Source organism: Erwinia papayae (assembly GCF_058241465.1).
Genome location: NZ_JBZCHT010000013.1, coordinates 1,040,311 through 1,053,116, shown reverse-complemented (window position 1 = coordinate 1,053,116; position 12,806 = coordinate 1,040,311). Strand labels below are relative to the sequence as shown.

General features: G+C 54.1%; 9 protein-coding genes. 5 read left to right on the top strand and 4 right to left on the bottom strand.

Annotated features, from left to right (window positions below):
• Window positions 1–3: 3 nt before the first annotated feature.
• Together AC3RPL_RS20895 and AC3RPL_RS20890 are read left to right on the top strand one after the other, a co-directional pair.
• Window positions 4–669, top strand: coding sequence for a 7-cyano-7-deazaguanine/7-aminomethyl-7-deazaguanine transporter (locus tag AC3RPL_RS20895; protein ID WP_490741414.1), 666 nt, complete (start codon window positions 4–6; stop codon window positions 667–669).
• Window positions 670–912: 243 nt separating this feature from the next.
• Window positions 913–1,470, top strand: a complete 558-nt coding sequence (locus AC3RPL_RS20890) for a DcrB family lipoprotein (protein WP_490741413.1) — start codon at window positions 913–915, stop codon at window positions 1,468–1,470.
• A 106-nt stretch (window positions 1,471–1,576) separates the two neighbouring features.
• Here the strand turns inward: AC3RPL_RS20890 and fdhF are convergent, their stop codons facing one another.
• Genes fdhF through AC3RPL_RS20875 form a run of 3 tightly spaced genes read right to left on the bottom strand, consistent with a single transcriptional unit; the run spans window position 1,577 to window position 6,166 of the window.
• The gene (gene fdhF, locus AC3RPL_RS20885; RefSeq protein ID WP_490741412.1) at window positions 1,577–3,727 is read right to left on the bottom strand and encodes a formate dehydrogenase subunit alpha; all 2,151 of its coding nucleotides are present in this window, start codon (window positions 3,725–3,727) and stop codon (window positions 1,577–1,579) included.
• On the bottom strand, window positions 3,720–4,232 hold the full coding sequence (locus AC3RPL_RS20880; protein WP_490741411.1) for a 4Fe-4S dicluster domain-containing protein: 513 nt from the start codon (window positions 4,230–4,232) through the stop codon (window positions 3,720–3,722). The genes fdhF and AC3RPL_RS20880 overlap by 8 nt, the downstream gene beginning before the upstream one ends.
• The gene (locus AC3RPL_RS20875; protein WP_490741410.1) at window positions 4,229–6,166 is read right to left on the bottom strand and encodes an FAD-dependent oxidoreductase; all 1,938 of its coding nucleotides are present in this window, start codon (window positions 6,164–6,166) and stop codon (window positions 4,229–4,231) included. The genes AC3RPL_RS20880 and AC3RPL_RS20875 overlap by 4 nt, the downstream gene beginning before the upstream one ends.
• A 367-nt stretch (window positions 6,167–6,533) precedes the next feature.
• On the opposite strand from AC3RPL_RS20875, the gene AC3RPL_RS20870 reads away from it, so the two are divergent.
• From AC3RPL_RS20870 to AC3RPL_RS20860, 3 genes are read left to right on the top strand one after another with little or no spacing between them, the layout of a single operon-like run.
• Window positions 6,534–9,752, top strand: coding sequence for a molybdopterin cofactor-binding domain-containing protein (locus tag AC3RPL_RS20870; RefSeq protein ID WP_490741409.1), 3,219 nt, complete (start codon window positions 6,534–6,536; stop codon window positions 9,750–9,752).
• Between the two features lie 10 nt (window positions 9,753–9,762).
• Window positions 9,763–10,221: a (2Fe-2S)-binding protein gene (locus AC3RPL_RS20865; protein WP_034934320.1), complete on the top strand. Its 459-nt coding sequence runs from the start codon at window positions 9,763–9,765 to the stop codon at window positions 10,219–10,221.
• 15 nt (window positions 10,222–10,236) lie between these two features.
• Window positions 10,237–10,824, top strand: coding sequence for an NTP transferase domain-containing protein (locus tag AC3RPL_RS20860; RefSeq protein WP_490741408.1), 588 nt, complete (start codon window positions 10,237–10,239; stop codon window positions 10,822–10,824).
• Here AC3RPL_RS20860 and AC3RPL_RS20855 read toward each other — a convergent pair.
• Entirely contained in the window at window positions 10,802–12,589 is a 1,788-nt protein-coding gene (locus AC3RPL_RS20855) for a sigma 54-interacting transcriptional regulator (RefSeq protein ID WP_490741407.1), read from the bottom strand. The genes AC3RPL_RS20860 and AC3RPL_RS20855 overlap by 23 nt on opposite strands.
• Window positions 12,590–12,806 lie beyond the last annotated feature (217 nt).

The window sequence follows — 12,806 nt, the reverse complement described above, 5'->3', positions numbered from 1 at the left end:
ATCATGATTTCTTTCTCTTCACGCCAGCGCATGCAAGCGTTGGTCTGGCTGTCGTTATTTCATGTGCTGGTGATCACTTCCAGCAACTATCTGGTACAGCTGCCGGTCTCCATTTTTGGCCTGCACACCACCTGGGGGGCGTTCAGCTTTCCGTTTATTTTTCTCGCTACCGATTTAACCGTGCGGATTTTTGGTGCGCCGCTGGCCCGTCGCATTATCCTGCTGGTGATGGTTCCGGCACTGTTTATCTCATACGTTATCTCTGCGCTGTTTTATCAGGGCCAGTGGCAGGGTTTTGCTGCTCTGAACGTGGTTAACCTGTTTGTCGCCCGTATCGCCTGTGCCAGTTTTATGGCTTATGCACTGGGTCAGATTCTGGATGTGCATGTATTTAATCGCCTGCGCAAGCTGCCGCAGTGGTGGATAGCACCCGCCTCAGCCATGTTTCTGGGGAATATCAGTGATACGCTGGCCTTCTTCTTTATCGCCTTTTACAAAAGCATCGATCTGTTTATGGCACAGAACTGGGTGGAAATCGCACTGGTAGACTACAGCTTTAAGGTGATTATCTGCATGCTGTTTTTCCTGCCTGCTTATGGCGTGCTGTTAAATACCGTACTCAGACGACTGGCCGAAAAACCTGCCGGTGCCAGAGTTAATTTCGGCTGAAACCTGCTGACCTTTTAAGCTGCCTTGCCCCCCCGGTAAGGCAGTTTTTTGCCACGTTATCTCCGCTTTCTTCAGTTCTTACCCGCTAAATTGTGCCTCAGTCAGAGCAAAACCTCGCCATTAAAAACGGTGTCTGAAAAGACGTTAAGCACCTACACTACAAAGCGTCAGTTGCTTTTAACCGCTGATTACTATTCTATGAGTGGCAGTAACAGGTACACGACTAAGGTAAAAGAGAGAACAATGCGTAACTTACTAAAATATGCTGGCATCGGTTTACTGGTGGTTGGACTGACCGCCTGTGACGGCAAAAATGATAAAGCCGCAGCCGATGGCAATGGCAGCAGTAGCAGCCAGAGTGGTCAGACAGTGACCCTGATGGACGGCAAAATGAGTTTCTCCCTGCCATCCGGCATGTCCGATCAGAGTGGTAAACTGGGTACGCAGGCTAACAATATGCACGTCTACGCCGATGCCTCCGGCCAGAAAGCCATTATTGTGATTGAAGGGGACACAAGCAGCGAAGGGCTGGATATGCTGTCGAAACGTCTGGAACAGCAGCAGCGCAGCCGCGATCCGCAGTTGCAAGTGGTCACTAACAAAGCCATTGACCTGAAAGGTCAGCCTGCTCAGCAGCTGGACTCGGTGATTTCAGCAAAAAATCAGTCATCCTGGTCTTCAGTGGTGCTGGCAAAAGTTGACAACAAATTGCTGACGTTGCAAATCACCCTCCCTGCGGATAATCAACAACAGTCTCAGACTGAAGCTGAAAATATCATCAACACCATCACGCTTAAATAGCCTTCTGGCCCCTTGTCGTCAGGGGCCGTTTTCACCCCTACCGGACCGGCACAGCTTCGCCTTGCTTTATCATCGTCAGCTCTCCGATCCGGGCTAAGGGTTCACTTCAACTCAGTGGTTCCGCAGCCTCAGCCAGACGCTGTCTCAGCTGCTGATAACGTTGGGCAACATGCTGTTCTGCCCATTTTTTGTCGGCGATTTTTTCTAGTTTCACCGCGCAATATTTGTATTCCGGGGTTTTTGATATGGGGTCGAGGCTGTCGATTGTCAGCTCATTGCAGGCACCAATCCACCACTGATAGGTCATATAAACGGCCCCCTGATTGGTACGGTCGCTCACTTCTGCCCTGCTGATCACCTTGCCACGTCTTGATACCACCCACACCAGCTCACCATCACTGACAGAAAGTTGCCGCGCATCCTCAGTGTTAATCTGCACCCGGCCAGGTTCATCCGCCTGCGCGCTCAGCGCATGGCAATTGCCCGTCATTGAACGACAGCTGTAGTGTCCAACTTCCCGCACGGTGCAGAGCACCAGTGGCCACGCCTCATCGACCGGTTCAACGGGTGGCCGCCAGTCGCAGGCAAACAGCAGCCCTTTACCAGAGGGGCGATGAAAGCGATTGCCCTGGTAAAGAAACGGCGTCCCCGGATGGGATTCATCCGGACAGGGCCACTGCACATAGCCGAAGCCAGCCATTTTTTCCCAGGTCACACCGGCGTAAAGAGGACAAAGAGAACGCAGTTCATTCCAAATGGCTTCATTGTTTTCATACTGCATCGGGTAGCCCATCGCCTGCGCCATCCGGCTGATGATCTCCCAGTCGGGGAGCACATCACCCTCGGGCTCGACGGCTTTATAAAAACGCTGGAAGCCGCGATCGGCGCTGGTATAAACCCCTTCATGCTCCCCCCAACTGGTCGCAGGCAGGATAACATCAGCCATTTCTGCGGTTTTGGTCATAAAAATATCCTGCACGATAACCAGGTCCAGCTTTGCCATCGCTTTACGCATTAGCGCCAAATCGGGTTCGGTTTGTAGTGGGTCCTCGCCCATTATCCAGTAGGCATGCAGTTTATTCTCCATCGCCAGATGGGCAACATCAGTGATGCTGTGACCGACTTTATCGCTAAGCGATTTGACTCCCCAGGCGGCAGCAAATTTCTCACGGACCTGCGGATCGCTGACCGACTGGTAGCCAGGAAAAACGTTGGGCAACGCGCCCATATCACAAGCTCCCTGCACGTTATTCTGCCCGCGTACCGGTCCGACGCCCACGCCGGGTCGCCCAAGGTTGCCGGTGGCCAGCGCCAGACTGGACAGCCCTTTTACCACATCAACACCCTGGCCCCATTGCGTCACCCCCATTCCCCAGAGGATGGTGGCATTTTTCACCCCCGCGAAAAGTCGCATTGCCTGGCGTACCAGTTGCGGCGCAATCCCCGTGATCTCACAGACCGATTCAGGGGTATAACGCTGCACCACCTCCTGCCACGCCTCTCTTCCTTCGGTGTGCTCTCGCAGGAAAGCCTCGTTACACAATCCCTCATTAATCAATACGTTAGCAAATGCATTAACCAGAGCCATGTTGCTGCCATTTTTCAGCGGCAGCCACAGATCGGCAAGACGAGCGCTTTCGATATAGCGGGGGTCGCAGACGATGATTTTTGCGCCTTTTTGCTTCGCCCTGACGATACGTCTTGCCACAATTGGATGGGAATCCGCCGCGTTATAACCGAAGATCAGCAGGCAATCGCTGTTTTCGATATCGCCGATCGAGTTGCTCATCGCACCATTGCCCAGCGTGGTTTGCAGTCTGGCAACGGAAGGTCCGTGGCAGACCCGTGCGCAGCAGTCGATGTTGTTGGTACCCAGCACTGCCCGGACAAATTTCTGCATGACATAGTTGGTTTCATTGCCGGGTCCCCGGGATGATCCGGTGACCATGATGCTTTCAGCCCCATAGCGGGCCTTGATCTTTTTCAGGCGTGAACTGGCGAAGTCGATGGCCTCCTGCCAACTGACGGCCTCAAAGGGATCGCCCCGACGACGACGGATGGCAGGATGTTTCAACCGTGGCGTCAGCAGGCGGGTGTTATTCAGGAACTCCCAGCCATAATAGCCTTTCAGACAGAGTTCGCCCTCGTTGGTAACGCCGGGTGCGCCCTTTGCGGTGACAACCTTACCCTGCTCAACGTGCAGTTCAATTTTGCAACCACAGCCACAGTAGGGGCAAACCGTAATGACCTTATCCATTGATCCATTCCTCCTGAAAAAGCATCTGGCTTCCTGAGGCAGTCTGCCGCTGTCGCTGCTGCCGCAGCTGGCTCAGTTCATCCGAGGTCACACGCGTTAGCGCACCGGTTGGACAAACGCTGACGCAGGCCGATCCGCTGCTCTGCCCGGCGCAGAGGTCACATTTAATCACCTGCGGATGGCCCCCTGTGCTGACGATTTCAATCTCACCGAACGGGCAGGCAATCATGCAGCTTTTGCAGTCGATACAGCGCTCACTGACAATTTCAACGGCCTGCTCACCCTGTTGTAGGGCAGCCACCGGGCAGGCCGCGACACAGGGGGCATTTCTACACTGTTTGCACATTACCGGCGTACTGACTGCATTCTGTTTCACCACCCTGAGACGCGGAAAATAGTCCTGTGATGTCACCGCAACCGTTCCGGCATGGACCACGGCGCAGGCCACTTCACAGGTGTGGCAGCCGATGCATTTCATGGTGGTCGCCAGAATAAAATGGCTCATGCGTTTCTCTCCCTGAGTGGCTGCCGGTCAAACATCGCGATGATTTCCTCCGCACTGCGACGCCCCTGGGCCATCGCTGTCACCACCAGATCGGCCCCATGCACCGCATCCCCGGCGGCAAAAACTTTAGGATTATGCGTTTGTGTGGAAGCCCCCTGTTCGCCAGTCTTAACCAATCCCCAACGGTCAAAACGGACTCCGTGCCCGGCCAGCCAGGGCATCTCGTGTGCCTGAAAACCAAACGCCAGGATCAGTGCATCCGCCTCAAGCACAAATTCTGAACCCGCCAGCGGCTGTGGCCTGCGGCGTCCGTCACTGCCGGGTTCTCCTGGCACAGTGCGAATCAGACCAATACCACTGAAGCGCCCGTTTTCATCCAGCTGGAGATATTGCGGTTGCAGGTTGAACATAAATTCCACCCCCTCTTCCCGCGCATTGACGACCTCTTTTCTCGAGCCGGGCATACTCTGCTCATCGCGACGGTAAGCACATATCACCTGACTGGCCTGCTGACGTATGGCGGTCCTCAGGCAATCCATCGCCGTATCCCCGCCGCCCAGCACCACCACGCGCTTATCCCGCAACGAAATGCAGGGATATTGTGGATCTTCATCAAATGCCATAATTTGCCGGGTATTGGCGATCAGATAAGGCAGAGCCTGAATGACGCCCGGCGCATCTTCATGCTCCAGTCCCGCTTTCATCAACCCATAAGTTCCGACGCCAAGGAACACCGCATCATATTCATCCAGCAACCGATCAAAGCTGATATCCCGGCCAATTTCGCAATTAAGCCGAAACTCAATCCCCATCTCGTTGAAGATCGCACGTCGGTTAACCATCAGCTGCTTATCCAGCTTGAAGGAAGGGATGCCGAAGGTCAGCAGGCCACCGATCTCCGGATGACGGTCATAGACCACCGCCTGAACGCCACGGCGGGTCAGAATATCTGCACACCCCAGTCCGGCGGGTCCAGCGCCGATAATCGCCACACGCTGCTGGCGAGGCGTGACGTCCCCCACCGAAGGACGCCAGCCCTGCGCCAGAGCCTGGTCGGTAATGTAACGCTCAATATTGCCAATGGTCACGGCCCCTGCCTTGCCATTCAGCGTACAGGCCCCCTCACAGAGGCGATCCTGTGGACAGACACGGCCACAAATTTCCGGCAGGCTGCTGGTCTGGTGAGAGAGTTCGGCGGCTTCAATAATCCGACCTTCACCTGCCAGGCGTATCCAGTCAGGAATGGCGTTATGCAGTGGGCAGGTCCAGCCGCACCAGGCCTGCTGTGCACAATAAAGGCACCGTTCCGTCTCATAGGCCACCTGCGCCTCGTTCAGCCCCAGATAAATTTCATCGAAATGTTGCTTACGCCGTTCTGCTGTAAGCCTGACTGCCCCGCGCCGTGGGGGCTTATCCAGCAGCTGCCGCCCTTTTCCGTTGGTGGGCAGGGAAGGCGTGATGCCTGTTGCACTGCGCGTCTGCCGCTGTTGGCGCTGACGCTGAAGCGCAGCTTCATCCATCAGTTGTAGCGCACCTGTCGGGCAGATGCTGACGCAAGCGGGCTTATCTGCTTCAGTGTGCTGGCAGAGATCGCACTTCATCATCAGACCCGTTGCGGGAAGCTCCTCAATGGCGCCGAAAGGGCAAGCCAACAGGCAATTTTTACAGCCAATACATTTATCTTCTGTCAGCTGGACGCTTTGCTGCTGGTAAGCCAGCGCGCCGGTGGGACAACTTGCCACACAGGGCGAGTTGTTACAGTGGCGGCAGGTCAACGGCACCTGTGTGGCTGCTGAACTGACCAGATGAATACGGGGACGAAACTGACTGCGACTGGCGGGCCAGCGAGACTGATTATGCGTAAGCACACATGCCACTTCGCAGGCATGACAACCGATACACTCTGTGGGATTAGCAATGACAAAGCGGTTCATTTTTTATCCTTTTTTATGCAGCCCCGATCACTCCAGCCCACCGCTATGCAAAATGTGGACAGCTTTGCCTGAACCACGCTGGCAATCGCTGGAAATGTGATGCAACTTGCATTATTACCCGACCTCTCAGCCTGCCGGGATTATCCTTGTAACCAACAGGGATATTCTACTTCTCACTTTGATAAGACAAGTGTCAAAGTGAAAAGCCAGTAAAGATTGAGCCATTTCTCGCCGCCGTTTTTTTCTTCCCACCCCACCCTTTTTCAATCCCGGCTCACAACTTATTCATTAACCACCCCTTTTTTCTGACTCTGGCATATCCCTTGCTTTGTCGTGGCGACAGGAGCACATCAGGAGAAATGGCCCAATGAGTACCATTCTGATTGGAAGTGAAGTGGCGCGTGTTGATGGACTGGCAAAGGTAAAAGGCAGCGCAATTTACGGCGACGACCTGGTGCTGAAGAACATGCTTTATGGCGTCTGTCGCTATACGGATATCGCGGCTGGCTTCATTGAAAAGCTTGATTTAACCGGGGCGGAACAGGTGCCCGGTGTGGTGAAAATCGCCACCTTCGCCGACATCCCCGGAGAAACGCACATCGGTGTGGTCATCCCCGACTATCCGCCCATTATTGACCGGGAAATAGCCTTTCGTGGCGACGTCATTGCGGTTATTGCCGCCGAAACCCAGGAAGCCGCCTGCCTTGCGGCAGAGAAAATCAAAATCGTTTATCGTCCCCTCACCCCGCTGACATCAGTAAGAGAAGCCCTCTCGCCAGGCGCACGTCTGATCCATAGCGACAGAGAAAACAACATTATTAATCATCATCATACGGTGAAAGGTGATATCGAAGCGGGATTTTCCGCCTCATGTCATGTCTTTGAACGGGATTATGAGGTGGGTTTTCAGGAGCACGGCTATATAGAACCCGAATCCATTACCGCTGCCATTGATGCTAACGACAGCATTATGACCCTCTATGGCTCAGTTCAAAATGCCCATCGGGTCAGGGGGATGGTCGCCAGATATCTTGGGTTACCTCAGGCGAAAGTTAACGTCAGACGCTCGGTACTGGGCGGTTCTTTCGGCGGCAAAGACGATATTATCGATCATCTCGCCTGCCGCGCGGCGTTGCTGGCGCAGCTTACCGGCCGGCCGGTTAAGATGACTTACAATCGCGAGCAGTCAATGCGCGAGAGTTATAAACGCCATCCCTATCTGATGCACTATAAAATCGGCCTTGATGACCAGGCGCGAATTCAAGCCATAAAGATTGATATTCTCGCTGACGGCGGCAGCTATGCAGGTCAGACGGTGTTTGTCACCTGGCGCAGCTCAGTTCAGGCCGCCGGACCTTATAACATTCCCAATGTTCGGGTCGATGTCACCGGGGTCTACACCAATAACAATTACACTTCTGCCTATCGTGGTTTTGGCGCACCTCAGGTTATTTTTGCCAATGAGTCACTGATGGATGAGGTGGCAGAACAGCTCGGGATATCCCCGATTGAACTTCGGATGCGCAACGCCCTGCAACAGGGTGATACCAGCATGGCAGGGCAGGTATTCAGTGAACATCGGGTTTCCGCACAACAGGTGCTGCAAACCGCCATCGACGGCACCGACTTCATCGCCAAAAGAGAACATTACCGGCGGCTTAACCGCCAGAATGGCCCGGTTAAATACGGTATCGGGCTGGCACTAAGCCATCGCGGCTGTTCTTTAGGTGCCGAAGGTCTGGATGCCTCTTCTGCCCTGATTCAGGTAAATGCAGATGGCAGTGTGAATATCTCCACATCCGTTTCCGAAAATGGTCAGGGGCTGGCTACCACCATGTCAATGATTGCCGGGGAAGCATTCGGTCTCAGCCTCGACAGAATCACCTTTACCGATCCTGCTACGGCAATGATTGCTGACGGTGGCTCTACGGTCGCCTCACGCGGAACCCTGATGGGCGGGCAGGCCATTCTCAGCGCAGCAAACAAAATCAAGCAGCGAATGGCTGACGCGATTGCGGAAAAGCTTGGGGCCACGGGCATTGCGGATCTGGTCTGGGAAAATGGCAAGGTCTTCAATCGCCTTCAGCCCTATAACCGGCTGGATTTTCATCAGGTAGTGGAAATGACCAAAGCGACCGGTGCCAATCTCTCGGCCTATGGCTGGCATGTGGCACCGGATATTCACTGGGATGAAGAGAAGGGCTGCGGCAGCCCCTATTTTACCTGGGTTTATGGCTGTCAGGTGGCCGACATTGCGGTCGACACCCGCACAGGAAAAATCAGCTTCAATCAGATTACGGCGGTTCACGATGTTGGCAAGGTGATCAACAAAGTGGGATTCGAAGGCCAGGTCTGCGGCGGTGTGGTTCAGGGGATGATCGGCTATGGCATGCTGGAAGAGTTCAATATTGAGCTGGGGGAAGTGAAATCAGAAAACTTTGACACCTACCTGCTGCCGACCATTAAAGATGTCCCTGAAATCAATATTATCCCGGTGGAGAATCACGATAAAGCAGGCCCTTACGGGGGCAAAGTGATTGGCGAACCGGTGCTGGAGCTGGGTGGCGCAGCGCTGAATAATGCGGTCTGTTTTGCACTGGAACGCCGGAATTACGTGCTGCCATTAACACTTGAGCAGGTAAAACTGGGCTATGCGCTGAAAAAGCCCGTTCGTCAAAGTGAACTGATGGCCGAATCCGGCGAGAAAAAGCAGGTTTTACGCATTAACACACTGCAACTGACTCGTGCCACAACGCTGGCGGAAGCGCTGCTGGCACTGCAAAAGCAGGATGCCAGGCCGCTGGCGGGCGGCACAGATGTGCTGGTGCAGGCCCGGCTGAAAAATACACCGATTCCGCTGGTGGATATCTCCGCAATCAGCGAAATTCAGCAAACAGAGATGCAGGGAGAGGCTGTGGTCATTGGCGCGGCGGTCTGCTTCAGCGATCTTACTGCTAATCCATTAATTAAAAAGTACTACCCACTGCTGACCACCGCCTGCAATACCATTGGTTCATTGCAGCTGCGTAACCGGGCGACTATTGGCGGCAATGTGGTTAACGCCGCACCCTGTGCAGATTCCGTACCGCCGTTAATCATCTATGATGCCGAAGTGCGGCTGGCAACCCTCAATGGCACCCGGCAGCTACCGCTGGCAGAATTTATTACCGCTGGCTATCAGACTCAGCTTCAGCCCGGCGAATTGCTGACTCATTTCATTCTCCCGCTGCCTGAATCCTGCCCGCAGATGCAGCAGCGTTACCTGCAACTGGGCCGCAGAAATGCACTTAACATTACCCGCCAAAGCTTTACCGGGCAGTTTTCGTTTAATCCTGCGGGGATTCTGACCCGCTGCCGCCTGGTTGATGGCGCACTGATGAGCCATCCTCAGCGGCTGATTGCCGTGGAAAAGATCATTACCGGAAGAAAACTCACTGACGCCGTGATTGAGGAAGGGGTAAAAGCGCTGGAAGCGATGCTGGAGGCCGCTATCGGTAAGCGCTGGTCTGCCGCCTATAAAATTCCGGTGGCAGCAGCAATGCTGCACCAGATGCTGGAAGAAGCACGGGAAGAACAGGCTCTCTAAGGAAAGGCTAATGAACCTTATCACACTGAAAGTAAATGGTATTTTAGTACAGCGCGAGGTGGATGATAATCGTCGCCTGCTCGATTTTTTGCGTGAAGATTTACAGCTCACCGGCAGTAAGGAAGGCTGCTCGGTGGGTGAATGCGGTGCCTGTACGGTGATAGTGAATGGCAAATCAGTCTGTTCCTGTTTAATGCTGGCAGCGCAGTGTGACGGCGCAGAAATTACCACCATCGAGGCACTGGATGCTGACCCGGTGGGCCGTAAATTACAGCAGTCATTTGTCCGACACGGCGGCGTGCAGTGCGGCTTTTGTACGCCAGGTGTGTTGATGAGTGCGAAAGCCTTACTGGATAAAAATCCTGCCCCGGATGATGACGCTTTATGTGAGGCGCTGGAGGGAAACCTGTGCCGCTGCACCGGTTATCAACCGATTATCAAATCCATTAAAGCGGTGCTGAAGGCTTAAAACGGACTGACAGAGATGAAAGAGTGTGTGGTGCTGGCTGCCGGGCTGTCGACCCGCATGGGCAGTTGGAAAATGATGCTTCCCTGGAAGAACGGCACCGTGCTGGATGGTACGATTGCCTCCGCACTGTCCTTCTGCGACCGGGTAATACTGGTCACCGGCTATCGGGCTGACGAGCTTCGGCAGCGATACGCCGGTCATCATGGCGTCCGTCTTTGCCACAATCCTTACTTCACCGGGGGGATGTTCTCTTCCGTGCGCTGCGGCGTGGCTGCGCTAAGCGGTGAACGTTTCTTTCTGATTCCCGGGGATATGCCCGCTGTCGATCCGCAGGTTTACTCCCTGCTGTGGCATTACCCTTCCTGCGGCTGCATTCAGCCCTGCCACAATGGCGGCAGAGGGCATCCGGTTTTACTGCCAGCCGCACTGCGGGAAATCATTTTATCCGCTCCGGCAGAGAGTAACCTCCGTCAGCTGATTGAGGCATACGGTTGTGAAAGCGTGGCGGTAAACAGCCAGACCATCCATTGCGATCTGGACACACCGGAACAGTATCAGCAGCTGCTGAAGGCCAGCGCTGTCAGACAAGCCCGTACTTCTTGATTTTTCGGTACAGGGTAGCCAGGCCAATGCCCAGTTCATCAGCGGCCTGTTTTTTATTGTTGTTGCAGCGATGCAGTACCTCTTCAATGGTACTTTTTTCCATCGTTCTAAGGCTGACCTGACCATTCTGTTCTGGCAGCTCACTGACGAGGGGATAAGCAGTTTGCGTGGCTGTGAGCTGTGGTTGCGGCGCGCACGAAGTATGAAACACCGGCGGCAGCAGCGAACTGTCGATCATGCCGCCATCCGGTACAATATTGATCAGATATTCGACAAGATTGCTCAGCTCCCGCACATTACCCGGCCAGCTATGACGCTGTAACAGGCGCAATACCTCAGGGCTGATCCCCGGCCAGGTACAGTTGATACGGCGAGTATGCAGGCTGAGAAAATAGTGTAACAACAGTTCCACATCCCCTTCCCGCTCACGTAGCGGCGGTATAAAAAGAGGGATTACATTAAGACGATAATAGAGGTCTTCCCGGAAACGGCCTGTGCTGATGGCCTGTTCCAGATGCTGATGCGTTGCTGAAATGATGCGAATATCAACCGGCACAGGCCGGTTACTGCCCACCGGCTGGACTTCGCGACTTTCAATTGCCCGCAGTAATCGGGCTTGCAGACCGAGAGGCATATCGCCAATCTCATCCAGAAACAGCGTACCACCGTTGGCCGACAGAATCAGTCCTGGCCGTCCACCGGGCGCTGCGCCGGTAAAGGCCCCTTTCACGTAGCCAAACAGCTCACTTTCAAGCAAATTTTCGGGTATCGCCGCACAGTTAATTGCCACAAACGGCTGGTCATGACGCCTGCTGAAACGATGGATGGCGCGCGCAACCACCTCCTTCCCTGTTCCGCTTTCGCCAGAAATTAATACGCTCGACGGACTCGGAGCCACCCGCGTTACCAGCCGCTTAAGCTTTTTCATGGGTACAGATTGCCCAATCAGCTGTTCAATACCGGGTAACTCTTCATTATTTTCCGCCGGGACGGATGTGGCAGTCTGATGAAATGCCAGTAAAAAAAGCGACCGTCCTTCAGAACGATGTAGCTGCCCGGTCAGAATAAGTTGTTGATGGGGCAGTGTGACAATATGCTGATGATGTCCTTCCGGGCTGATTTTTTGCCAAATTTGCGGTTTGATATCCAGCATCAATCCGGTGACGTTGCTTTCGGACAGCTGCAACATATTCCGTGCGCGGGAATTAATAAACGTCACCCTGCCAGCGTCATCCCGCACAATAACCCCCTGGTCCATCCTCTCAATCATCGTCAGCCACAGCGCTTCACTTTTTGACTGGCGACGAGGCGTGCTGGCCAGATTCGTCACCATCAGCCGGGAAACATGACGGATATATTGCAAAAACATATCCACGTTTTCGCTCAGCCGCTGATGTTGTTTTTGATCCACCGCAATCAGGCTGATCACCCCAAGACAGCGTTGGGGCGACATAATGGGAACGCCAAGAAACGCCCGTTCTTTGCACTCTTCCCGCTGTTCACAGGCTTTGCAAAGTGAGTTGAAGCGCGAATCGATAACCGCCACTTCCTGCTGATTCTCAATGACCGCCCGCAGCAACCGGGTGTTACTTTTCGGCACAAAACCGAACCTGTCGCCATAACTCCCGGTCCCGGCGATGCGAATTAAACGGTGATCAACAACTTCCACCTCCAGTTGCAGCACGCCTGCCAGCAAGCTACAAAAATTCTGAATGATGCCCTGGATAGCCATCATGGCTGAAGGGACTTCAGGTGTCGCAGTCATTTGCTTCCTCTCTAATCCATTAGTTGCTCATCACGTCAGAGGCGCTCGTCTTTCTCATTTTGAGAACTTAACTTCATTTTCTCATTATGAGCTTCAGATTCGCGCCACAACTCAGCCACCCCTGCCATTTCCCACCCGATCTCTACGCCGGTTCAACAGGCCGTAACCCTGATCGGAGACAAGCTACATTTTTTTTCCTGATTTATCAGCCCGCTTT